Source organism: Pantoea leporis, assembly GCF_028048155.1.
GTDB lineage: Bacteria > Pseudomonadota > Gammaproteobacteria > Enterobacterales > Enterobacteriaceae > Pantoea > Pantoea leporis.
The window spans coordinates 41341-65484 of record NZ_JALMEU010000010.1; the positions used below are offsets into that span (position 1 = coordinate 41341).

Annotated in this window: 23 protein-coding genes; 17 read left to right on the top strand and 6 right to left on the bottom strand. The window is 55.3% G+C overall.

Going from position 1 to position 24144, the window contains the following annotated elements; genetic code table 11:
* Nucleotides 1-81: 81 nt before the first annotated feature.
* The gene (gene grpE, locus MWH02_RS19675) at nt 82-660 is read left to right on the top strand and encodes a nucleotide exchange factor GrpE (RefSeq protein WP_217548989.1); all 579 of its coding nucleotides are present in this window, start codon (nt 82-84) and stop codon (nt 658-660) included.
* A 46-nt stretch (nt 661-706) separates the two neighbouring features.
* Here the strand turns inward: grpE and ung are convergent, their stop codons facing one another.
* Nucleotides 707-1384 (bottom strand): uracil-DNA glycosylase, encoded by a 678-nt coding sequence (gene ung, locus MWH02_RS19680; RefSeq protein ID WP_192232974.1) that lies wholly within the window; start codon nt 1382-1384, stop codon nt 707-709.
* Between the two features lie 265 nt (nt 1385-1649).
* On the opposite strand from ung, the gene grcA reads away from it, so the two are divergent.
* A complete protein-coding gene (gene grcA, locus MWH02_RS19685) occupies nt 1650-2033 on the top strand; it encodes an autonomous glycyl radical cofactor GrcA (protein WP_008101535.1) in 384 nt (127 codons plus the stop codon).
* Between the two features lie 186 nt (nt 2034-2219).
* Here grcA and srmB read toward each other — a convergent pair whose 3' ends face one another.
* A complete protein-coding gene (gene srmB / locus MWH02_RS19690; RefSeq protein WP_137386305.1) occupies nt 2220-3548 on the bottom strand; it encodes an ATP-dependent RNA helicase SrmB in 1329 nt (442 codons plus the stop codon).
* A 141-nt stretch (nt 3549-3689) separates the two neighbouring features.
* On the opposite strand from srmB, the gene trmN reads away from it, so the two are divergent.
* Nucleotides 3690-4439 carry a tRNA(1)(Val) (adenine(37)-N(6))-methyltransferase TrmN gene (gene trmN / locus MWH02_RS19695; protein ID WP_101763454.1) on the top strand — a complete coding sequence of 250 codons (750 nt, stop codon included), beginning with the start codon at nt 3690-3692 and terminating at the stop codon, nt 4437-4439.
* Here trmN and nadB read toward each other — a convergent pair.
* On the bottom strand, nt 4405-6042 hold the full coding sequence (gene nadB, locus MWH02_RS19700; RefSeq protein WP_101763455.1) for an L-aspartate oxidase: 1638 nt from the start codon (nt 6040-6042) through the stop codon (nt 4405-4407). The two genes, trmN and nadB, sit on opposite strands and share 35 nt — an antisense overlap.
* A 440-nt stretch (nt 6043-6482) precedes the next feature.
* Here nadB and rpoE point away from each other — a divergent pair, with 440 nt between their 5' ends.
* The 11 genes from rpoE (at nt 6483) to acpS (ending at nt 15829) form a co-directional block, all read left to right on the top strand.
* Nucleotides 6483-7061: an RNA polymerase sigma factor RpoE gene (rpoE, locus tag MWH02_RS19705; protein ID WP_007886161.1), complete on the top strand. Its 579-nt coding sequence runs from the start codon at nt 6483-6485 to the stop codon at nt 7059-7061.
* 27 nt (nt 7062-7088) lie between these two features.
* A complete protein-coding gene (gene rseA / locus MWH02_RS19710; RefSeq protein WP_101763456.1) occupies nt 7089-7745 on the top strand; it encodes an anti-sigma-E factor RseA in 657 nt (218 codons plus the stop codon).
* Entirely contained in the window at nt 7745-8701 is a 957-nt protein-coding gene (rseB, locus tag MWH02_RS19715) for a sigma-E factor regulatory protein RseB (RefSeq protein WP_210081454.1), read from the top strand. The genes rseA and rseB overlap by 1 nt, the downstream gene beginning before the upstream one ends.
* Complete coding sequence (gene rseC, locus MWH02_RS19720; protein WP_061718009.1) at nt 8698-9162, top strand: SoxR-reducing system protein RseC; 465 nt, start codon at nt 8698-8700, stop codon at nt 9160-9162. The genes rseB and rseC overlap by 4 nt, the downstream gene beginning before the upstream one ends.
* Nucleotides 9163-9380: 218 nt before the next feature.
* On the top strand, nt 9381-11180 hold the full coding sequence (lepA, locus tag MWH02_RS19725) for a translation elongation factor 4 (RefSeq protein WP_101763458.1): 1800 nt from the start codon (nt 9381-9383) through the stop codon (nt 11178-11180).
* A gap of 9 nt (nt 11181-11189) precedes the next feature.
* Entirely contained in the window at nt 11190-12161 is a 972-nt protein-coding gene (lepB, locus tag MWH02_RS19730) for a signal peptidase I (protein WP_101763459.1), read from the top strand.
* A gap of 118 nt (nt 12162-12279) precedes the next feature.
* Nucleotides 12280-12960 (top strand): ribonuclease III, encoded by a 681-nt coding sequence (gene rnc / locus MWH02_RS19735; protein WP_036620136.1) that lies wholly within the window; start codon nt 12280-12282, stop codon nt 12958-12960.
* Between the two features lie 49 nt (nt 12961-13009).
* The gene (gene era / locus MWH02_RS19740) at nt 13010-13915 is read left to right on the top strand and encodes a GTPase Era (RefSeq protein WP_008101512.1); all 906 of its coding nucleotides are present in this window, start codon (nt 13010-13012) and stop codon (nt 13913-13915) included.
* A gap of 3 nt (nt 13916-13918) precedes the next feature.
* Nucleotides 13919-14647: a DNA repair protein RecO gene (recO, locus tag MWH02_RS19745; protein WP_008101510.1), complete on the top strand. Its 729-nt coding sequence runs from the start codon at nt 13919-13921 to the stop codon at nt 14645-14647.
* Nucleotides 14648-14717: 70 nt separating this feature from the next.
* Complete coding sequence (gene pdxJ, locus MWH02_RS19750; protein WP_210081456.1) at nt 14718-15449, top strand: pyridoxine 5'-phosphate synthase; 732 nt, start codon at nt 14718-14720, stop codon at nt 15447-15449.
* Nucleotides 15449-15829 (top strand): holo-ACP synthase, encoded by a 381-nt coding sequence (gene acpS / locus MWH02_RS19755; RefSeq protein ID WP_101763460.1) that lies wholly within the window; start codon nt 15449-15451, stop codon nt 15827-15829. Before pdxJ ends, acpS begins: the two co-directional genes overlap by 1 nt.
* Here the strand turns inward: acpS and MWH02_RS19760 are convergent.
* Both MWH02_RS19760 and MWH02_RS19765 read right to left on the bottom strand, forming a co-directional pair.
* Nucleotides 15826-16074: a YfhL family 4Fe-4S dicluster ferredoxin gene (locus MWH02_RS19760; protein WP_192232982.1), complete on the bottom strand. Its 249-nt coding sequence runs from the start codon at nt 16072-16074 to the stop codon at nt 15826-15828. The genes acpS and MWH02_RS19760 overlap by 4 nt on opposite strands.
* A gap of 55 nt (nt 16075-16129) precedes the next feature.
* Complete coding sequence (locus tag MWH02_RS19765; protein WP_101763462.1) at nt 16130-16969, bottom strand: MurR/RpiR family transcriptional regulator; 840 nt, start codon at nt 16967-16969, stop codon at nt 16130-16132.
* A gap of 167 nt (nt 16970-17136) precedes the next feature.
* Between MWH02_RS19765 and yfhb the strand changes: the two genes are divergently transcribed.
* Both yfhb and tadA read left to right on the top strand, forming a co-directional pair.
* Entirely contained in the window at nt 17137-17775 is a 639-nt protein-coding gene (gene yfhb / locus MWH02_RS19770) for a phosphatidylglycerophosphatase C (protein ID WP_271461289.1), read from the top strand.
* A 65-nt stretch (nt 17776-17840) separates the two neighbouring features.
* Nucleotides 17841-18335 (top strand): tRNA adenosine(34) deaminase TadA, encoded by a 495-nt coding sequence (gene tadA / locus MWH02_RS19775; protein ID WP_137386298.1) that lies wholly within the window; start codon nt 17841-17843, stop codon nt 18333-18335.
* Here the strand turns inward: tadA and mltF are convergent.
* Entirely contained in the window at nt 18332-19789 is a 1458-nt protein-coding gene (gene mltF, locus MWH02_RS19780) for a membrane-bound lytic murein transglycosylase MltF (RefSeq protein WP_110868275.1), read from the bottom strand. The two genes, tadA and mltF, sit on opposite strands and share 4 nt — an antisense overlap.
* A gap of 270 nt (nt 19790-20059) precedes the next feature.
* Between mltF and purL the strand changes: the two genes are divergently transcribed.
* Nucleotides 20060-23950: a phosphoribosylformylglycinamidine synthase gene (gene purL, locus MWH02_RS19785; protein WP_192232987.1), complete on the top strand. Its 3891-nt coding sequence runs from the start codon at nt 20060-20062 to the stop codon at nt 23948-23950.
* Nucleotides 23951-24144 lie beyond the last annotated feature (194 nt).

The window sequence follows — 24144 nt, forward strand, 5'->3', positions numbered from 1 at the left end:
GATGGGTTTACTTGAAACCGTCAAACTGATCCCCATAATAAGCCAACCAGCGAGATGAATGTGCAAAACGCGGAGAAATTCATGAGTAGTAAAGAACAGAACACCCCAAACGAGCAAGTCTCAGACGAAATTCAACAGGATCAGCAGTACGTGGACGCAGAGACAACCGCTGAGGTGGATCCGCGTGATGAGCGTATCGCGCAACTGGAAGCCGAGTTAGCCGTGTCGCAAACCGGCGTGCGTGATGCACAGCTGCGTGCGCAGGCGGAGATCGAAAATATTCGTCGCCGTACTGAAATGGACGTGGAAAAAGCGCATAAATTTGCGCTGGAGAAATTTGCCAACGAGCTGCTGCCCGTGATCGATAGCCTGGAGCGCGCGCTGGAAGTGGCAGACAAAGAGAACGCTGAACTGGCTTCGATGATCGAAGGTATCGAGCTGACGCTGAAGTCGCTGCTGGGCGCGGTGCGTAAGTTTGGCGTGGAAGTGGTGGGCGAAACCAATGTGCCATTCAATCCAGAGATCCATCAGGCGATGTCGATGATGGAATCAGAAGATATGGCGCCAAATCACGTGCTGATGGTGATGCAGCGCGGTTACACCCTCAATGGTCGCCTGCTGCGTCCGGCGATGGTGGCAGTGACCAAAGCCAAAGGCTAATCTGTCGCTGTAATAACAACGGCCGCTTAATGCGGCCGTTTGTTTATTAAGGCAACACCGGCATCCAGTCAATGGGTGACTGGCCCGATTGGCTCAGCAGCGCATTCGCCTGCGAGAAGTGTTTACTGCCAAAAAAGCCACGATGCGCGGAGAGCGGAGAAGGGTGCGGCGCTTTCAATACATGATGACGCTGCGTATCAATGATGCTGCCTTTCTTCTGCGCATGCGAACCCCACAGCAAGAAAATTACCCCTTCGCGATGCTGATTGATGGCGCTGATGACGTTATCGGTAAAGGTTTCCCAGCCAAAGCGCGCGTGCGAATGCGCCTTACTGGCTTCCACCGTTAACACGGTGTTCAACAGCATCACGCCTTGTGTTGCCCAGCTTTCAAGAAAACCGTGTGTAGGACGCACAAAGCCGGGTACATCCTGCTCCAGCTCTTTGTACATATTTAGTAATGACGGCGGGATCGCCACGCCGGGCAGCACAGAGAATGCCAGACCATGCGCCTGATTCGGGCCGTGATAGGGATCCTGCCCCAAAATCACCACTTTGATATCGCCCAGTTCGGTCAGCCGAAAGGCATTAAACACATCCTTCTGCGGCGGATACACCGTTACGCCGGCAGCGCGTTCATTGGCCACCGCTTTCAGCGTTTCCACGAAGTAAGGTTTCTCTTTCTCTTCAGCCAGCACGTCGTGCCAGGTCAGCTTCTCAGCCATCGTTGACTCCCTGCAAAATAGTGCGCTTAGCTTAACGTGTCGGACTCAACAGCAGAAGGGTAAAAATAATTTGAATATTTACGTAAAATTTTAATTAGCAAAGTTTTTATGAATCAATTTGTTAGGTTTTAAGCGTGTAATCGTGACTGGACGAAATTGATACAGGTCAAAACGGCGCATTTCCTGCAGTGATATACCACAGCATTCCAAAACCTTATGAACCTCGCTGCCCAGTTGCGACAGCGTAAAGCCCTGGAGACCAACTATGATTACCGGTATTCAAATTACTCAGGCAAATAATCCACAGCTGTTGAACTCATTCTGGCTGCTGGACGATGATAAAGCCGAAGCGCGCTGCCTGTGCGCCAAAGGGGATTTCGCAGAAGATCAGGTTGTTGCTATCAGCGATCTCGGCGAAATCGCTTACCGTGAAATTCCACTTGAGCAGAAACCGCAGGTGCGCATCGAAGGTGGTCAGCACCTGAACGTTAACGTGCTGCGCCGCGAAACGCTGGAAGATGCCGTCAATCATCCGGAAAAATATCCGCAGTTGACCATTCGCGTATCTGGCTATGCCGTGCGCTTTAACGCGCTGACGCCAGAGCAGCAGCGTGACGTGATTACACGTACATTCACCGAAAGCCTGTAATTGCAGCGCTGACGAAAAGACACACAGCAATACAAGCCGCGCCAATGTTGATTGGCGCGGCTTTTTTTATCTGGCGAGTTTAAAAGAACGGTTCTTCAGGGCGGATGATAGCGAGAGCGCGTTTTCGCTACGCTTAAAACAAAAAAATCGCCTCAAAAGAGGCGATTAATTACAGCGAGTGCTGTTTTATTCCGCACCAGACTTTGGTGCATCGCTACCGCTTGGCTTGCGGCGTTTACCCACATTTTTGGTGTCGCGATGACGTTGCTTGACGCGCGGTTTCTCTTGTTCTTTCTCTTTACGCTCTTGACGCTTCGCAAGTGCTTTTTTCGACGGTTTTCCCGTCACTTTAGCACTTGGCGCACGGCTTTCTGGACGCAGCTCATCAATCACACGCGCTTTTAACGGCTCGTTGATGTAACGGGTGATTTTGCCCAGCAGCACGTGATCGTGCGCTTCAACCAGCGATATCGCGGTACCTTTACGGCCCGCACGCGCGGTGCGGCCGATGCGGTGCAGATAGGTATCTGCGGTGCGCGGCAAATCGTAGTTAATTACGTGCGAGATATCGTCGATGTCGATACCGCGCGCAGCAACGTCGGTGGCAATCATCACCTTCACGCGGCCATCATTCATACGCTTGATGGCTTCGTTACGGTTGACCTGCACCATTTCGCCTTCGAGGTAGCTGGTGCGGATGCCCGCTTCATGAAGCCAGGTAACCAGCTCATGCAGGCGCTCACGTTTGCGCACAAACACAATGACGCGCGTGGCATCTGGCTGTTTCAACAGGTGAATCAGCAGCTTGTTCTTATGCTCTAAATTATCGGCGCGGTAATACCATTGCTGGATTTTTTTGCGTTCGCTTTTGCTTGGGTCGGCCTCAATAAACACAGGCTCGTTGAGCAAACGCTCGGCGAAGTCTTTGATGTGCTCACCTTCCAGCGTCGCCGAGAACAGCAGCGTCTGTTTGCGCCAGCGGGTTTCTGCGGCGATGGTCTCGATGTCCTGCGCAAAGCCCATATCGAGCATGCGGTCAGCTTCATCGAGAATCAGCGTTTCTACGGCGCGGCAGTCAAAGTTCTCTTCTTTGATGTACTGCAGCAAACGGCCGGTGGTCGCGACGACAATGTCCTGGTTTTCACTGAACACTTCGGCATGGTTCATATACGCCACGCCCCCGGTGATGGTGGCGATATCCAGATGCGTGTGTTTAGCCAGCTCGCGCGCGTGATCGGCAACCTGCATCGCCAGTTCGCGCGTTGGGGTGATGATCAGAATGCGTGGTGGGCCTGATTTCTTGCGCGGGAAATCGAGCAAATGCTGTAAAGCGGGCAGCAAAAACGCTGCAGTTTTCCCCGTCCCGGTTGGAGCCGAACCCAGAACGTCACGGCCTTCCAGCGCGGCAGGAATGGTCTCGGCCTGAATAACAGTAGGGCGAGTGAAGCCTTTTTCCTGCAAAGCTTGTAGCAGGCTTTCGTCGAGTTCGAGTTCGGAGAATGTGGTTACGGTCATGGTCTACCTCAGTTTGGGGCGCTGATTATAGACAGAACGAATATAATCTTCATCTGTTTGTGTAGGTATTACCGGCGCAGGTGAATTCCCATCGCCACCACGTTACACTTCCGGCAGTAAAAAATTCAATGGTAGTGAAGTATGTCTCAGGACCAGCCGCACGCGCGGCCGACGTTAAGAAAAGACGGTTTTACCTTTAAGCAATTTTTCGTGGCGCACGATCGCTGTGCGATGAAAGTCGGCACCGATGGCGTGTTAATCGGGGCCTGGGCGCCAGTAGCCGGCGCGCGTCGCATCCTCGATATTGGCTGCGGCAGTGGCTTGATTGCGCTGATGCTGGCGCAACGTACGCCCAATTCGGTAGAGATTGATGCCGTCGAACTGGAAGCCAGCGCAGCGCAGCAGGCGCAGGAAAATATGCAGGCTTCGCCGTGGGCGGATCGCATCCACGTCCACCATCAGGATATTGTCACCTGGAGCGAACAGTGTGAAAAACGCTTTTCGCTCATCGTCAGTAATCCGCCTTTTTTTGCGCCCGGTATGGCAACCGGCAGTGTCGCGCGCGATACCGCACGCAGCACCGCCACGCTCGACCATCTGACGCTGCTGCGTTGTGCCGCCCAGTTGATTGAAGAAGAAGGGCTATTTTGCGTGGTGCTGCCGGCTGAAGCTGGCGAAGCATTGATTTCACTGGCGCTGGCGGATGGCTGGCATTTGCGTTATCGCTACGATGTCGCCGCCTATGCGCAGCGCCCGCCGAATCGCGTGGTGTTAGGTTTTTCTCCCTCCGCCGGCGAAACCTTGCTGGAACGTCTCGCCATTCGTGATGAAGATAAAAGCTATTCAGCCGACTGGCTCAGCCTGGTGAAAGACTTTTACCTGTTCCGCTAGCTTCGGGCTGCAGGATGGTCGGTAACGCTTCATCCAGCAGATCGGGATTGTCGAGGGTAAAGTGTAGCCCTCGGCTCTCCTTGCGCTCCAGCGCACAGCGCACCATAAGTTCGGCGACCTGCACCAGATTGCGCAGCTCAAGAAGATTGTTAGAGAGGCGGAAGTGCGCGTAGTACTCGTCAATCTCCTGTTGCAGCAAATTAATGCGCCGCAGCGCGCGCTCCAGACGTTTGGTAGTACGCACAATTCCCATGTAATCCCACATGAATAATCGCAGTTCATGCCAGTTATGCTGGATTACTACGCGCTCATCGGCATCATCAACGCGGCTTTCATCCCACGCGGGCAGATGTTCTACCGCCGCGATGTCCGGCAAGCGGGCGATCATATCTTCAGCAGCAGACCAACCGTAAACCAGGCACTCGAGCAGGGAGTTGGACGCCATGCGGTTTGCGCCATGTAAGCCGGTGTAACTCACTTCGCCAATCGCATACAGTCCGTCAACATCTGTACGGCCTTGCTGATCGACCATCACGCCGCCGCAAGTGTAATGCGCGGCTGGCACAATCGGAATCGGCTGTTTAGTGAGATCGAGGCCAAAGGTCAGCAATTTTTCGTAAATCATCGGGAAGTGCGCGCGCACAAAGCTTTCCGGCTGGTGGCTAATGTCGAGATACATGCAATCGACGCCCAGCCGTTTCATCTCATGGTCAATGGCGCGCGCCACAATATCGCGCGGTGCCAGCTCGGCACGCTCATCAAAGTCAGGCATAAAGCGAGTGCCGTCAGGACGCAACAGCCAGGCACCTTCACCGCGCAGCGCTTCAGTCAGCAGGAAGTTTTGCGCCTGCGGATGGAATAAACAGGTGGGATGGAATTGATTAAATTCGAGGTTCGCTACGCGGCAACCGGCGCGCCACGCCATGGCAATGCCATCGCCAGACGCCACGTCCGGATTGGTGGTGTACTGATAGACTTTCGCTGCACCGCCGGTGGCTAACACCACGGCGCGCGCGCGGCAGGTTTCCACCTGTTCACGTTTACGGTTCCAGATCCACGCGCCAACTACGCGGCGCTTGCCGGGCAGGCCAAGCTTATCGGAAAGGATCAAATCCACCGCATTGGTGCGTTCAATAATTCGGATGTTAGGATGGCTCAGCGCCTGGCTTACCAGCGTGGTTTCCACCGCGCGGCCAGTGGCATCGGCGCTGTGCAGAATGCGGCGATGGCTGTGCCCACCTTCGCGCGTGAGGTGGTAACGCGCTTCACCCTCAGCCTGCGGCTCTTTATCGAAGGCAACGCCGTTATCAATCAGCCACTGCACGCAGTGACGCGCGTTGCTGGCGATAAAGCTCACCGTATCGCGGTCGCACAAGCCGGCGCCCGCAACCAGCGTGTCTTCAACGTGTGATTCGATGCTGTCCGTTTCATCAAACACCGCCGCAATCCCGCCCTGCGCATACAGCGTTGAGCCCTCATTCACCTGCGCTTTACTCAGCACGGTAACCTGATAATGCGGCGCTAAGCGCAGCGCTAACGATAAACCTGCCGCACCGCTGCCGACGATGAGGACATCACACTGATATTCCGGGAGAGAAGTCATGATGTTTAATTTACTAAACAAAAGGTGGCTTGAGCATAAGCCGTGATGGGGGTACTGTGAAGTATTTTGAACCAACTGCGCGGAAAAATTATTCAGCGGGTAGAGATAGTAGCGTGAATTCAGTGAGTTAACTCTGAAATTGAGCACAATGTGTTTTTTATATCAAACACTCTGAAAATTCAGGGAATAAAGGTGAAAATGACGGCGTCATAAGGTACTCTGCCAGCGATTATCGGTGCCGCAAAAGACACCACCAGCGTGGCAAGTCGCTACACTGAAAGACAATCAACAACAATGATGTCGTGGTTCCGATACGGAAAATTCTGGTCGTAGTGAACTTCGGGCCAAAGGGCCACTCTAAGCGCATGCTTGCTCAGAACAATGAGATGTGCTGGCAGTTCACTTACGCATAAAAAAGTTTTGGGGAGATATTACCTCGGATGAGCGAGCAGTTAACGGATCAGGTTCTCGTTGAGCGGGTTCAGAAGGGAGATCAAAAGTCCTTTAATTTACTGGTGATTCGATACCAGCATAAAGTGGCGAGCCTGGTTTCACGCTATGTTCCGTCAGGCGATGTGCCTGATGTGGTTCAGGAATCGTTTATTAAAGCGTATCGCGCACTGGAATCGTTCCGTGGCGACAGCGCCTTTTATACATGGCTGTACCGCATCGCGGTAAACACAGCGAAAAATTATCTGGTTGCTCAGGGGCGACGTCCGCCATCCAGTGATGTGGATGCTATCGATGCGGAAAATTTCGAAAGTGCGGGTGCACTGAAAGAAATTTCGAACCCTGAGAACTTAATGTTGTCTGAAGAACTGAAACAAATCGTCTTTCGTACCATTGAGGCGCTTCCCGAAGATCTTCGTATGGCCATTACCCTCAGGGAATTGGATGGTCTGAGTTACGAAGAGATTGCCGTCATCATGGATTGTCCGGTCGGTACCGTACGTTCGCGTATCTTCCGTGCACGAGAGGCTATTGATAATAAAGTTCAACCGCTTATCCAACGTCAGTGATAACGGCTACTGGAAGGGTACCAAGGCATGCAGAAAGAAAAACTTTCCGCTTTAATGGATGGTGAAACTTTAGATAACGAGCTGTTGGCATCGTTGTCGAAGGATGCGGATCTTCAGCACAGCTGGGAAAGCTACCATCTCATTCGCGACACCTTACGCGGTGATATCGGAGAAGTGCTGCATTTTGATATCTCCGCACGTGTGGCGGCGGCCATCGAAAACGAGCCGGCACGCAAAGTCACTTCGCTGATCCCTGAAGCGCAGCCTGAACCGTCACGCTACGAGAAGATGCCGTTCTGGCGTCGTGGTGGCAGCTGGGCGGCACAGCTGACGCAAGTTGGTGTTGCTGCGTGCGTCTCACTGGCGGTGATTGTCGGTGTTCAGCACTACAACAGTTCACCAACCGGCAGCGCGACTGAAGCGTCTGATTCACCGGCATTCAATACCTTGCCGATGATGGGTAAAGCGTCGCCGGTCAGCTTAGGCGTGCCTTCTGAAGCCTTCGACACCAACAGCTCTAATCAGCAGGTGCAGGAACAGCGTCGCCGCGTGAATGCCATGCTGCAGGATTATGAACTGCAACGTCGTCTGCATGCCGATCAGGTTCAGTTTGAGAAAAACGATCCGCAACAGGCTCAGGCTAATGTTCCCGGAAATCAGTCGTTAGGAACTCAGCAGCAGTAATGAAGCAGCTTTGGTGTGCCGTTAGCCTGCTGGCAGGCAGCCTGTTTTGCTCATCTATCGCCTCGGCGCAGACCTCTGCGTCCGGGGCGTTGTTGCAACAGATGGAGCAGGCAAGCCAGAACCTCAACTACGAATTTGCCTACATCAATGTCTCGCGTCTTGGCATTGAATCTCTGCGTTATCGCCACGCGGTTATCGACAATCGTATCTTCGCCCAACTGTTGCAGATGGACGGGCCGCGCCGTGAAGTGATTCAGCGCGGAAACGACATCAGCTATTTCGAGCCGGGATTAGATCCCTTCTCGCTGCCGGGCAATCACATCATCGATGCTTTACCTGGTTTGATGTTTGCCGACTTCTCCCGTTTGGGTGAGGCCTACGATTTCATTCCGGTGGGCCGCTCGCGCATGGCCGATCAGATGTGCGAAGTGGTGCGCATCGTGTCACGCGATGGCACACGCTACAGCTATGTCGTGTGGCTGGATGTGGACACTAAATTGCCGCTGCGTATCGATCTGCTTGATCGGGACGGTGAAACGCTGGAACAGTTCCGCGTCATCAGCTTTGCCGTCGATGAAGGCGTACGCAATCTGATGCAAGGGCTGGAGAAGGCCAACTTGCCGCCATCGCTGTCGTTACCGGCCGGTGACAAAGTGGAACTCAGCTGGCAGCCAAGCTGGCTTCCGGCGGGCATGAAACTGATCTCACAAAGTCGCCGCGATATCCCGTCGATGAACAAAACTGTCGAATCGCGCCTGTACAGCGATGGCCTGTTTAGCTTTGCCATTAATGTTACGCCAGCAGATAAAAGCAGCAGCGTGCAGGCATTGCGCACTGGACGTCGCACGGTGCAGACAGAAGTGCGCAATAATAACGAAATCACGGTGGTGGGCGAGTTACCGCCAGCCACTGCCAAACGTATTGCGGACAGCATAGATTCGGGTTCACCAAAATGATGAAAGAATGGGCCACCGTGGTGGCGTGGAAAGAAGGCATTGCCACTCTGCACACGGAAGCGAAAACGTCTTGTAACAGCTGCTCGGCGCGTAAAGGCTGCGGCAGCCATGCGCTTAATCAGCTGGGGCCGAAAAATGCCCACGTGATGACTATCGCCAGCGCGGAGCCGTTGCAACCCGGCCAGCGCATTGAGTTAGGGATCCGCGAAAGCAGCCTGCTGGGCTCTGCCTTGCTGGTTTACATGACGCCGCTGTTTGGCCTGTTTTTAGTGGCTGGCATCTTCCAGATGCTGTTCGCCAGCGATCTGGCTGCGGCCTGTGGCGCGCTGTTGGGCGGCATTGGCGGCTTTATCGTGGCGAAAGGGGTATCCAAACTCTTCGGCGATCGCGAGGCTTTCCAGCCGGTGATTCTCAGCGTTGCGTTACCGCCTGATGCGTTGCGCGTGGAAAGCGAAGCTTGATCCCCGTCCAGGCCGCGTTTGATGCGGCCTTTCCCAATCAGCTTAACCGCTGAAATCTGTTGCGATTCCCCACAGTTCCATTCTTTAACGCGCGGCGTTAACAGTGTAATATGCGTCGTCATTAATGAGGCCGACAGGGTTCCGGGTTAAGCTCACTTTCCTGAATGTGTTCGTGCTCAAGTTTCCCACTGATTTTCTACGTGAAGATATTCATATAAATGAAGCACATACGAAATTTCTCCATCATCGCTCACATTGACCACGGCAAATCAACGCTCTCTGACCGTTTGATTCAAATTTGTGGTGGCCTGAGCGATCGTGAGATGGCGGCGCAGGTTCTGGATTCCATGGATCTGGAACGCGAGCGCGGCATTACCATTAAAGCGCAGAGCGTGACGCTCGATTACAAAGCGCAGGACGGTGAAACTTACCAGCTCAATTTTATCGATACTCCCGGTCACGTTGACTTCTCCTATGAAGTTTCCCGCTCGCTGGCGGCGTGTGAAGGAGCATTGCTGGTGGTCGATGCAGGGCAGGGCGTTGAAGCTCAGACGCTGGCAAACTGCTACACCGCAATGGAAATGGATCTGGAAGTGGTACCGGTGCTGAACAAAATCGACCTGCCTGCCGCCGATCCAGAACGTGTAGCGGAAGAGATTGAAGATATCGTCGGCATTGACGCCACCGATGCGGTGCGTTGCTCGGCGAAAACCGGCGTCGGCGTGCCCGACGTGCTGGAACGTCTGGTGCGTGACATCCCGCCGCCAGAAGGCGATCCGGAAGGTCCGCTGCAGGCGCTGATCATCGATTCCTGGTTCGATAACTACCTTGGCGTGGTATCGCTGATTCGTATTAAGAACGGCACGCTGCGTAAAGGTGACAAAGTTAAAGTCATGAGCTCCGGTCAAAGCTACAACGCTGACCGTCTCGGCATCTTCACGCCGAAGCGTGTTGATCGCAACGAGCTGAACTGCGGTGAAGTAGGCTGGCTGGTGTGTGCGATTAAAGACATTCTCGGCGCACCCGTGGGTGATACGCTGACCTTACAACGCAATCCGGCGGAGAAAGTATTGCCTGGCTTCAAGAAAGTGAAGCCACAGGTTTACGCCGGTCTGTTCCCGATCAGCTCTGACGACTATGAAGCGTTCCGTGATGCGCTGGGCAAATTGAGCCTGAACGATGCGTCACTGTTCTACGAGCCAGAGAGCTCAACGGCGCTGGGCTTCGGTTTCCGCATCGGCTTCCTTGGTCTGCTGCATATGGAGATCATTCAGGAACGTCTGGAGCGTGAATACGATCTGGATCTGATCACCACTGCACCAACCGTAGTGTATGAAGTGGAAACCACCGACGGTGAAACTATCTATGTTGATAGCCCGTCGAAGCTGCCACCGCTGAATAATATTGCCGAGCTGCGTGAGCCGATTGCTGAGTGTCACATGCTGCTGCCGCAGGAGTTCCTCGGCAACGTCATTACGCTGTGTATTGAAAAACGTGGCGTGCAAACCAACATGGTTTACCACGGCAAGCAGGTTGCGCTGACGTATGAGATTCCGATGGCGGAAGTGGTTCTTGACTTCTTCGACCGTCTGAAATCAACCTCGCGCGGTTATGCTTCGCTGGATTACAACTTCAAACGTTTCCAGACCTCTGACATGGTGCGTGTCGACGTGATGATTAACTCAGAACGTGTTGATGCGCTGGCGCTGATTACTCACCGTGATAACTCACAATATCGTGGCCGCGACCTGGTGGAGAAGATGAAAGATCTGATCCCACGTCAGCAGTTCGATATTGCGATTCAGGCGGCAATCGGCAACCACATTATCGCTCGCTCAACGGTAAAACAGCTGCGTAAAAACGTCCTGGCGAAATGCTATGGCGGTGACGTGAGCCGTAAGAAGAAACTGTTGCAGAAGCAGAAAGACGGTAAGAAGCGAATGAAGCAGGTCGGCAACGTTGAGCTGCCGCAGGAAGCATTCCTTGCCATTCTGCATGTCGGTAAAGACAGCAAATAAGGATTTTTAATGGCTAACATGTTCGCCCTGGTTTTAGTGATCGCAACGCTGATCACTGGCGTTATCTGGTGTATCGATCGCTTTAAATGGGCACCGGCGCGTCGTGCGAAGCAGGCTGCCGCGCAAGCGCAGGCCGGCAACGCACTCGACAGTAAAACGCTGGCGAAAGTAGCCGCGCAGCCGGGTTGGGTTGAAACCACCGCATCGGTGTTCCCGGTGCTGGCGGTGGTGTTGATCGTGCGTTCGTTTATTTTTGAGCCGTTCCAGATTCCCTCGGGCTCAATGATGCCAACGCTGCTTATTGGTGACTTCATCCTCGTGGAGAAGTTTGCTTACGGTATTAAAGATCCGATTACCCAAACCACACTGATACCAACTGGCCATCCGCAGCGCGGTGATGTCGCGGTATTCAAATACCCGAAAGATCCCAGCGTGGACTACATCAAGCGCGTGATTGGCTTGCCGGGCGATAAAGTGGTGTTTGATCCTTACAGCAAAACCCTGACCATCAATCCTGGTTGCAGCAGCGGCAGTTGCGACACGGCGCTGCCAGTGACTTACACTAACGTTGAGCCAAGCAACTTCATTCAAACCTTCAGCGGCTTTGATGGCAATGAAACTGGCAACGGCTTCTTCCAGGCGCCGCAGGGCGAAACCATGAAGGGCGGCCTGCGTCTCGGCACCCGCAAAGAGACATTGGGCAACGTAACGCACGATATCTTGCTGGTAAACGAAGCGCAAAGTCAGGCAAGCATGTATTATCAGCAGCCGGGCCAGCCGCAATCGACCTGGATTGTGCCGCAAGGGCAATATTTCATGATGGGTGATAACCGCGATAACAGCGCTGACAGCCGCTACTGGGGCTTTGTGCCCGAGAAGAATCTGGTCGGCAAAGCGGTAGCCATCTGGATGAGCTTCGAGAAACAAGAAGGACAGTGGCCGACCGGCGTGCGCTTTAGCCGCATTGGTGGGATTCACTAATTAGCTTCAAAAAAGGTTGGCCTCTCTTTCGGGAGGCCAGTGCACACCAAACAGAACAGGTTGGAACCTCAGCCCTGTTTCGTATGCAGTGATAGGCGCACAGAACAACTGGAATAGCATGAACCCCATCGTCATTAACAAGCTGCAGCGCAAACTGGGCTACACTTTTACTCATCCGGATTTATTGCAGCAGGCACTGACGCATCGTAGCGCCAGTAGCAAACACAATGAACGTCTTGAATTTCTTGGCGATTCTATTCTCAGCTACGTGATTGCCAATGCGCTCTATCACCGCTTCCCGCGTGTGGATGAAGGCGACATGAGCCGTATGCGTGCCACGCTGGTGCGCGGCAATACGCTGGCAGAGATGGCGCGAGAGTTCGACCTTGGCGAATGTTTACGCCTCGGTCCGGGCGAGCTGAAAAGCGGCGGTTTCCGTCGTGAATCGATCCTCGCGGATACCGTTGAAGCCTTAATTGGCGGCATCTTCCTCGATAGCAGCATTCAAACCGTCGAAAAGTTAATTCTCGACTGGTATCACTCACGACTGGAACAGATCAGTCCGGGCGATAAGCAAAAAGATCCGAAAACGCGCCTGCAGGAGTATTTGCAGGGACGTCATCTGCCGCTGCCGTCGTATTTGGTGGTACAGGTGCGTGGCGAAGCCCACGATCAGGAATTCACCATTCACTGTCAGGTGAGTGGCATGGCAGAACCGGTGGTGGGCATTGGCTCCAGCCGCCGTAAAGCCGAGCAAGCAGCCGCCGAACAGGCGTTAATTAAGCTTGGCCTCGAATAAATAGTCACATTGCAGCGTCGAAAGCGGCGCTGCCCAAGTCAGGACTCGAATGAGCGAACTCGAAACATACAGCGGCTTTGTCGCGATTGTAGGCCGACCAAACGTCGGTAAATCCACTTTGCTGAACCAGTTGCTGGGGCAGAAAGTGTCGATCACGTCACGCAAGCCGCAAACCACGCGTCACCGTATTATGGGCATCCACACCGAAGGCGCTTATCAGGCGATCTACGTGGATACGCCAGGGCTGCACATGGAAGAGAAACGGGCGATCAACCGCCTGATGAACCGTGCCGCCAGCAGCTCCATTGGTGACGTTGAGCTGGTGATCTTTGTGGTTGAAGGCACGCGCTGGACACCAGACGACGAGATGGTGCTCAACAAGCTGCGTGATAACAAAGTTCCGGTGGTATTGGCGATCAATAAAGTCGACAACATCCAGGATAAGAGCATTCTGTTACCGCATCTGCAGTTCCTTAGCCAGCAGATGAACTTCCTTGAAATCGTCCCTATCTCAGCGGAAAGCGGCAAAAATGTCGACGCGATTGCGGCGATTGCGCGCAAATGCCTGCCAAAATCTGAGCATCATTTCCCGGAAGATTATGTCACCGACCGCTCGCAGCGCTTTATGGCGTCTGAGATCATCCGTGAAAAGTTAATGCGCTTCCTGGGTGCTGAACTGCCTTACTCCGTTACCGTCGAAATTGAGCAGTTTGTTTCGAACGATCGCGGCGGCTACGACATCAATGGCCTGATCCTTGTTGAGCGTGAAGGCCAGAAGAAAATGGTCATCGGCAATAAAGGCGCCAAGATCAAAACCATCGGCATTGAATCGCGTAAAGACATGGAAGAGATGTTTGAAGCGAAAGTGCATCTCGAACTGTGGGTTAAAGTGAAATCGGGCTGGGCGGACGATGAACGTGCGCTGCGCAGCTTAGGTTACTCTGACGAAGGTTAAGTAATGGAAGGCTGGCAACGCGCCTTTGTGCTGCATAGTCGCCCTTACAGCGAAACCAGCCTACTCCTCGATCTGTTCAGCGAAAGCGAAGGGCGCGTCCGCGTCCTTGCCAAAGGCGCCCGCTCGCGCCGCTCCCAACTAAAAGGTGCACTGCAACCCTTTACGCCACTGCTGGTGCGCTGGGGTGGACGCGGTGATGTCAAAACGCTGCGCAATGCCGAAGCCGTTTCGCTGGCATTGCCGCTCAGCGGCATTACGCTCTATTGCGGGCTCTACGTCAACGAGCTGCTGTCGCGCGTGCTGGAGCAGCAAATTCCCTTCTCTGATATGTTCTTTGATTACCTGAATTGCATCCAAACGCTGGCGGCAGGCAACGGCTCGCCTGAACCGGCGCTGCGCCGCTTTGAGCTGGCGCTGCTCGGGCATCTCGGTTACGGCGTGGATTTTCTGCACTGTGCCGGCAGCGGCGAAGAGGTGGCCGATGGCATGACCTACAGCTACCGCGAAGAGAAGGGTTTTATCGCCAGTTTGGTGGTCAATCAACGCAGCTTTACCGGCCGCCAGCTGCGTGCGTTGTGGGAGCGCGAATTTCCCGATGCTGATACCCTGCGCGCCGCTAAACGCTTTACGCGCATGGCGCTGAAGCCCTATCTTGGCGGCAAACCGCTGAAGAGTCAGGAACTGTTTCGCCAGTTTGTGCCAAAAAAGAAACCCGATGTGGCAAACGACTAGCGCTGGTCGTACCGCCTGATATATTCAGCGCGGTACACTGCAAACACACTGAACACATTTAAGGATTGTCATGGCTGAGTTGCTGTTAGGCGTCAACATTGACCACATTGCCACCGTACGTAACGCACGTGGTACAAACTATCCCGATCCGGTGCAGGCCGCGTTTGTTGCTGAGCAGGCCGGCGCTGACGGCATTACCGTGCATCTGCGTGAGGATCGCCGTCACATCACCGATCGCGATGTACGCATTTTGCGTGACACCATCCAGACGCGCATGAATCTGGAGATGGCGGTAACGGACGAGATGATCGACATTGCCTGCGAAATCAAGCCGCACTTCGTTTGTCTGGTGCCGGAAAAGCGTCAGGAAGTGACCACCGAAGGCGGGCTGGATGTGGCGGGTCAGCAGGATAAAATCAATGCTGCGGTGCGCCTGTTAAGCGACGCCGGCATTCTGGTGTCACTGTTTATCGATGCCGATCACCGCCAGATTGAAGCGGCGGTTGCCAGCGGCGCGCCTTATATCGAAATTCACACCGGTGCCTATGCCGAAGCGCCCGAAGGTCTCGCGCGCCAGGCTGAGCTGTCGCGCATCCGCAAAGCCGCGACTTTCGCCGCCAGTCTGGGCCTGAAAGTCAATGCCGGCCACGGTTTGACTTACCACAATGTGCAGCCGATTGCGGAATTGCCGGAAATGCACGAGCTGAATATTGGCCATGCGATTATTGGCCGCGCGCTATTCAGCGGTTTGGCCGATGCGGTCAGCGAAATGAAGCTGCTGATGCGGGAAGCGCGTCGCTAATGGCGATTCTCGGGCTCGGCAGCGATATCGTAGAGATCGAGCGCATTGCTGGCGTCATTGAGCGCTCCGGCGACCGTCTGGCGCGTCGCGTATTAAGCGAAGCCGAGTGGCAGCAATATCAGGCGCACCAGCAACCGGTGCGCTTTCTGGCTAAGCGTTTTGCGGTGAAAGAGGCGGCAGCGAAAGCGTTTGGCACCGGCATCCGCGGTGGCCTGGCCTTCAATCAGTTCGAAGTGTACAACGATGCGCTGGGCAAACCGGGATTACGTTTCTTTGAGCAGGCCAGGGTGATTGCCAGCCAGCTCGGCGTGAAGCATGTGCATGTGACGTTAGCGGATGAACGCCATTACGCCTGCGCAACGGTGATTATCGAGAACTAAGGGTGCAACACCACGAACTTCTCCCACAGCGCCTCGCGGCTTTCCGGGTGCTGTGGATCGGTAATGATGGTGTTATCAATCGGACAGACGCTTTGGCAGGTCGGCATATCATAATGGCCCACGCACTCGGTGCAGCGGTCGACATCAATTTCATAGATCGCGTCACCTAAGCTGATTGCCTGGTTTGGGCATTCAGGTTCGCACATATCGCAATTGATGCATTTGGTGGTGATGAGCAAGGCCATAGCAGAAGTCCAATAACAGCAGGAAAGGCGCGGGTATTATACGCGCCTGATCTCATCAGACCAGCTTTTTCACCAACGCTTCGCTGTGGCGAATGTGGCTGGAGGCGCGTTCAGGATCGTTTTGTACCAGCGCCATAAACAGCAGATCGGTCAACGCCAGCTGCGCGCTGGTCGACGAGATCGCCGCACTGCGCGTGCTCTGCTCTTCCGCCACGGTGTAGAGGCAAACCGTGGCGCACTGCTGCAGAGCATTCGGCGTAAAGCCGGTAAAGGCCAGCACATCGGCACCGACCTGCGCCGCTTCCTGCGCCGCCAGATTGATTTCGCGACGTTCGCCAGTATAGGAAATCGCCAGCAGCACATCGCCCGGCGCCATCGCTTGCACGCTGGCGAGCAAAGCGTGCATATCCTGCTCCGCCACCGCATTGATGCCGATCTTCATCAGCTTCCACGAAAAATCTTTCGCCACTAAACCGGACGCGCCGATGCCAACCAGCAAAATACGATTGGCATTTTTCAGCAGCTGCAAGGTTTGCAGCAGCTTCTCTTCGCTGTTGATGTCCAGCGTGGCGCGGATCGCCGAGATCTTTTCGGTCAGCAGCTTTTCGCCGACCACTTTCAGCGGATCGTCGCTGAGAATATGGTTATGCACGGTAATCGCATCGCGATCGGCCATCGATTCGCTCAGCGCCAGCTTCAGCGCTGGAAACCCTTTGTAGCCCAGCTTCTGGGCAAACTTCACCACGCTGGACTGGCTAACGCCCGATTCCTCAGCGAGTTTTTGTGAACTGAGATGCCGTGCACGATCCGGCTGCGACAGCAAAAAATCCGCCAGCCGGCGCTCATTTAGCGCCAGTCGAGGGTAGAGCTGACGAATGCGCAGCAATGAACTCATGGTTCGATCCTTAATTCCTTTATCCGCAAACAGCGCGTAAACGCGAAGAATAAACTATTCAAATGGCATTGTAGTCACTGGAATTAAAAATAGCAGCTTTCGCCCTGAACGCCGAAGCTGGCTACACTGTAGTGCAGAAACCACGAAGGATAGAGAAGGAGTGCTGTTTGACAAAGGGTACACAACGACGCGTGGTATTTTTCGATCTCGATGGCACGCTGCATCAGCAAGACATGTTTGGCACCTTTATGCGCTATCTGCTGCGACGTCAGCCGATCAATCTGCTGCTGGTGGTGCCGCTGTTACCGGTGATTGGTCTTGGCATGCTGATCAAAGGGCGCGCCGCACGCTGGCCAATGAGTTTATTGCTGTGGGCGATTACCTTCGGCCACAGCGAAAAACGTCTGCGCCAGCGTGAGGCGGAATTCGCTGAGTGGTTCCGCCAGCGTGTTACTGCGTTTCCGGTGGTGCAGCAGCGACTCACCGACTATCTCAGCAGCAGCGATGCCGATGTCTGGCTAATTACCGGTTCGCCGCAGTCGCTGGTGGAGCAAGTCTATTTCGACTCGGCCTTCTTACCGCGCGTACAGCTGATTGCCAGCCAGATGAAACCGGGCCGCGGCGGAAGTTTGCTGTCGATGCGCTGCCTCGGCCATGAAAAGGTGGCACAGCTGGAGGAGAAAATCGGCACGCCGCTGCAACTGTATAGCGGCTACAGCGACAGCAAACAGGACAACCCGTTGCTGTTCTTCTGTCAGCACCGCTGGCGCGTCACGCCGCGCGGTGAGCTGCAACAACTGGAATAACGCTTCGATTCCGGCAGCAGCATCGCTATAATGCGCCGCCTTTTACTGCCCGCAGGAGTTGCCCGGTGAACCCACAAACTGATGAATATTGGATGCGTTATGCGCTGGAACTGGCGAAGCGCGCGTGGGAGCAGGGCGAAGTGCCGGTTGGTGCGGTGCTGGTGCAGGGCGACAAGGTGATTGGAGAGGGCTGGAACCGGCCGATTGGCCAGCACGATCCTACCGCACATGCCGAGATCATGGCGCTGCGTCAGGGCGGCAAAGTACTGGAAAACTATCGTCTGCTGGATACCACGCTATATGTCACGCTGGAACCCTGCGTGATGTGCGCCGGTGCGATGGTGCACGGCCGCATCACGCGGCTGGTGTACGGCGCTAAAGATGATAAAACCGGCGCGGCCGGTTCACTGCTGGATGTGATTGGTCATCCCGGCATGAATCATCAAATTCAGATTGATTGCGGTGTGCTGGCGGAAGAGTGTGCCGGGATGCTGAGTGACTTTTTCCGCATGCGTCGCGAACAGAAGAAGGCGCTGCGTCAGGCGCAGCGCACCGGTTAATTCATCGCAATTTTCGGTTCGACCGCCGGGTAACCGGCGCCTAACTCCGCTTCCAGTGCCGACTGCTGCGCTAAACGTTTCTCCTGCTCCTGCAAATATCCCACCAGGCTAATCTGATACTTACGGATATTCTCCACGTAGTTATAGGCTTCGTGGCCGCGCGCGTAGCCGTAGGTGGTTTGCGTGTAGTAGCGCTTCTGGCTCAGCATCGGCAAACGCAGCTTCACGTCGGCCCAGCTGTCGGGATTGCCGCCCTGTTTCGCCGTCAGCTTGCGTACGTCCAGCATGTGCGCATAGCCCATGTTATATGCCGCCAGCGCGAACCAGATACGTTCATCTTCAGGAATCGTTTCCGGGACTTTCTCCATCATGCGCTTGAGATATTCGCTGCCGCCGCGAATGCTCTGTTCGGGATCGAGGCGATCGTTGACGTCAAGGCTGTCGGCGGTATTACGCGTCAACATCATCATGCCGCGCACGCCGGTTGGTGACGTAGCCTGCGGATTCCAGTGCGACTCCTGATAAGAGATCGCCGCCAGTAAACGCCAATCCATGCTGGCGGAATATTTCTCAAACAGCGGTTTGATATCCGGCAGCGTGTTATCAATGGCGCGCAGGAAGGTGCGGGTATCAACGTAATCGAAGGTGCCAACGTGGCCGAGATACTTCTCTTCCAGCCGCGCCATCGTGCCTTCCTCGCCCATCTGGCTGTAGAAGTCGAGCATCGCCGCACTCAGGCTGTCGTCTTCGTTACGCGGTAAATACCAGGTGACCGGCTCTTCGTCGGTCACATCAAACGCCACCGCCAGCTGCGGATGAATGCGCTGCAGCAGGCCGATGGTAACCGAATCGCCCACCGTGTAATCGAGTTTGCCGTCAGCAACCGCTTCAAGCAGCGCTTTCTGGCCCTGATCGGTGGAGATCGCCCAGTCGAGATCGGGATAGCTGTCAGCTTTGGCGGAACGTAAAGTTGACAGATATGCCGAACCGGACTGCACAATCAGGCGGCCTTTGAGATCGCCGAGATTCTTCGGGCGAGGCTTATCGATGCGGTACACCAGCTGCTGCGACACCGAATAGTAGCTCGGGCCACTTTGGTAGTGCGCGAGGCGCTCGCTGTTGTAGATCAAGCCGGCCGCCAGCAAATCCGCTTTACCGTCATCGAGGTCGTCAAACAGATCGCCGAGATTAGGACGCACCTCAACTTCCAGTTTCACGCCAAGGTAATCGGCGAAGCGCTTCGCCAGCTCGTAATCCATACCGGCTGGTGCATTGTTAATGGTGTAGTAAGTCAGCGGAGAGTTAACGGTACTGATGCGCAGCACTCCGCGTGATTTGATCTGTGATAGCGCGTCTGTTCCGCCCCCGTACCACGGGATTGAAGGCCACAATGCTAGCGCAAGTAGCACGGTGATCAGACCGATAAACAGATAGTTTATTTTTAGGCGTTTCAAATAGTTGTCTCGTAATGGCTCACAGGCCTCTGTCTTTTAAAGGCAGTATTTATGTTGTTTTAACTCCCAGAGCGAGGGGCATTTTGCGCAACAAAAAGGGGCAGGGCAACTTTTATAGCAAGAATTGTGCAAAATTCAGCCAAACGCCAGGCGCCAGAATTTATGCGCAAACGGTTTCGTAACCCGAGCTGTTTCTCTATAATACCGCCCGTTTTCCCCTGTTGCGCCCAATGAAGCGTCGCCCGGCACTTCAAAGACGAGAGATCTTTAATGATGGAAATTCTGCGTGGTTCGCCCGCTCTGTCGGCATTTCGTGTAAACAAACTGCTGACCCGCTTTCAGGACGCTCACCTTCCGGTGAGTGATATTTACGCCGAGTACGTCCATTTTGCCGATGTTAGTGCACCGCTCAGCGCGGATGAGCAAGCCCGCCTGCAACGCCTGCTGAAATACGGTCCTTCTCTCGCCGAACACGCGCCACAAGGGCGTCTGTTGCTGGTAACGCCGCGTCCCGGCACCATTTCACCGTGGTCATCGAAAGCCACCGACATCGCCCATAACTGCGATCTGCCACAGGTCTTGCGTCTTGAGCGCGGTATGGCCTTCTATGTGCAGGCACCTGAGCTGACGGAAGCACAGTGGCAGCAGCTGGCGAGCCTGCTGCATGACCGCATGATGGAAACGGTGTTCGCTGATCTCAACGATGCGCAGCAGCTGTTTGCTCACCATCAGCCGCAGCCGCTGAAAAGCGTTGACGTGCTGGGCGCAGGCCGCAGCGCGCTGGAGCAGGCCAACACCACGCTGGGTCTGGCGCTGGCCGATGATGAGATCGACTACCTGCTTGATGCCTTTACTAAGCTGGGCCGCAATCCAAACGACATCGAGCTCTACATGTTTGCGCAGGCAAACTCCGAGCACTGTCGTCACAAGATCTTCAATGCCGACTGGATTATCGACGGCGAAAAGCAGCCGAAGTCGCTGTTTAAAATGATCAAGAACACCTTTGAACACAATCCTGAGCACGTGCTGTCTGCCTATAAAGACAACGCTGCGGTAATGGAAGGTTCTGAGGTTGGCCGCTTCTACGCCGATGCGCAGAAGGGCGAATATGAGTTCCATCAGGAAGCCGCACATATCCTGATGAAGGTCGAAACCCATAACCACCCAACCGCCATTTCACCGTGGCCGGGTGCCGCGACCGGTTCTGGTGGCGAAATCCGTGATGAAGGCGCAACCGGACGTGGCGCGAAGCCAAAAGCCGGTCTGGTCGGTTTTTCGGTATCGAACCTGCGTATTCCAGGCTTTGAACAGCCGTGGGAAGAGGATTTCGGTAAGCCGGATCGCATCGTCACCGCGCTGGATATCATGACCGAAGGTCCACTGGGCGGCGCGGCGTTCAACAACGAATTTGGTCGTCCAGCCCTCAACGGCTACTTCCGTACCTACGAAGAGCGCGTTAACAGCCACAATGGCGTGGAGCTGCGCGGCTATCACAAGCCCATCATGCTGGCGGGCGGCATCGGTAACATCCGTGCCGATCACGTGCAGAAAGGCGAGATCGTGGTCGGCGCCAAGCTGATCGTGCTGGGGGGCCCGGCTATGAACATCGGTCTGGGCGGCGGCGCGGCATCGTCAATGGCATCAGGCCAATCGGATGCCGATCTCGACTTTGCGTCAGTACAGCGCGACAACCCAGAGATGGAACGTCGTTGCCAGGAAGTGATTGACCGCTGCTGGCAGCTGGGCGAAGCCAACCCGATTCTGTTCATCCACGACGTCGGCGCGGGCGGCCTTTCGAACGCCATGCCAGAGCTGGTGAGCGACGGTAATCGTGGCGGTAACTTCAACCTGCGCGACATCCTCAGCGATGAGCCAGGCATGAGTCCGCTGGAAGTATGGTGTAACGAGTCGCAGGAACGTTATGTGCTGGCGGTCGCGCCGGAGAAACTGGCGCTGTTCGACGAGCTGTGCCAGCGTGAACGCGCGCCATATGCGGTCATCGGTGAAGCCACCGAAGAGCTGCATCTGAACCTCGCCGACAGCCATTTCGACAATAAGCCAATCGACATGCCGCTCGACGTGCTGCTGGGCAAAACACCGAAGATGACGCGTGATGTTGCCAGCCAGCAGGCCAACGGCGAAGCGCTGCAGCGTGACGGGATTAGCGTAGCGGATGCGGTGAATCGCGTGCTGCACCTGCCGACCGTGGCGGAAAAAACCTTCCTGATCACCATCGGTGACCGCAGCGTAACCGGCATGGTGGCGCGCGATCAGATGGTAGGACCGTGGCAGATTCCGGTCGCGAACTGCGCCGTCACCACCGCCAGCCTCGATAGCTATCACGGTGAAGCATTCTCGCTTGGTGAACGTGCACCCGTCGCATTGCTCGACTTCGCGGCTTCAGGTCGCCTCGCCGTCGGTGAAGCGCTGACCAACATCGCCGCAACCTCCATTGGTTCGCTGCAACGCGTTAAGCTCTCTGCGAACTGGATGGCCGCCGCCGGTCATCCAGGCGAAGACGCGGGCTTGTACGCGGCGGTTAAAGCGGTCGGCGAAGAGTTGTGTCCCGCGCTGGGTATCACCATTCCGGTGGGCAAAGACTCGATGTCGATGAAAACCCGCTGGCAGCAAGGTACTGAGCAGCGCGAAATGACCTCGCCGCTGTCGCTGGTGATCACCGCCTTTGCGCGCGTGGAAGATGTGCGTCGCACCGTGACGCCGCAGCTGCAGGCGGATCAAGACAACCTGCTGCTGCTGGTGGATCTCGGCAACGGCGCGAACACCCTTGGCGCGACTGCGCTTTCACAGGTTTATCGTCAGCTGGGCGACAAGCCTGCCGACGTGCGTGATGCTACGCAGCTGGCGGGCTTCTTCAACGCCATTCAGGCGCTGGTGGCTGAGCAGAAACTGCTGGCTTACCACGACCGTTCCGACGGCGGCCTGCTGGTCACGCTGGCGGAGATGGCCTTCACTGGTCATTGCGGTATCGAAGCCGATATCGCCGCGCTAGGCAGCGATGCGTTAGCCGCATTGTTCACCGAAGAGCTGGGCGCGGTGCTGCAGATCAACGCAGCGGATCGTGCAGCCGTCGAGAAGGTGTTCGCTGACCACGGTCTGAGCGCTAACCTGCACGTGATTGGTAAAGCCCTGCCAGGCGATCGCTTCGTGATCCGCTCTGGCGACAGCGCGGTGTACAGCGAAAGCCGTAGCACGCTGCGCACCTGGTGGGCAGAAACCACCTGGCAGATGCAGCGTCTGCGTGATAACCCAGCCTGTGCCGATCAGGAGCATGAAGCGAAGAAAGACGATAACGACCCAGGTCTGAACGTCCATCTGACCTTCAAACCAGAAGAAGATGTTGCGGCACCGATGATTGCGACGGGCGCACGTCCGCGTGTGGCAGTGCTGCGTGAGCAGGGCGTTAACTCACACGTAGAGATGGCCGCCGCCTTCCATCGTGCGGGCTTTACTGCAGTTGACGTACATATGAGCGATCTGCTGGCGGGCCGTCGCGGTCTGGAAGAGTTCCAGGCGCTGGTCGCCTGCGGTGGCTTCTCGTACGGTGACGTGCTGGGCGCGGGTGAAGGCTGGGCGAAATCCATCCTGTTCAACGGTCGCGTGCGTGATGAGTTCGAAAACTTCTTCCATCGTCCACAAACGCTGGCACTTGGCGTGTGTAACGGTTGTCAGATGATGTCGAACCTGCGCGAGCTGATTCCGGGAAGCGAGCTGTGGCCACGCTTTGTGCGCAACCAGTCCGAGCGTTTCGAAGCGCGTTTCAGCTTGGTTGAAGTAGCGGCGAGCCCATCGCTGCTGCTGGATGGCATGGTCGGATCGCATATGCCAATCGCGGTATCGCACGGTGAAGGTTTTGTCGAAGTGCGTGACGGCGCGCATCTGGCACAGCTGGAGAGCAAAGGTTTGGTGGCGCTGCGCTTCGTCGATAACTTCGGCAAAGTGACAGAAAGCTATCCGGCTAACCCGAACGGATCGCCTAACGGCATCACTGCGGTAACCAACGAGAGCGGACGCGTCACCATTATGATGCCGCACCCAGAGCGTGTGTTCCGTACCGTGAGCAACTCCTGGCATCCGGCAGAGTGGGGCGAAGACAGCCCGTGGATGCGTATCTTCCGCAACGCGCGTAAGCAGTTGGGATAACAAAACAAAGGCCGCTAAACAGCGGCCTTTTTTATTCTGCGCGTTTTGCAGGTCCGCCATTCATGGCGACCTTACTAAAATCCGCATAATCTCTAAACTGTCGGAAAATAACGACAATCCCGCCAATACGTTGTCGTCAAAAGGTGACATTTAACTGATTGATTTATATAGCAAGTAAATTACCACGACAAACA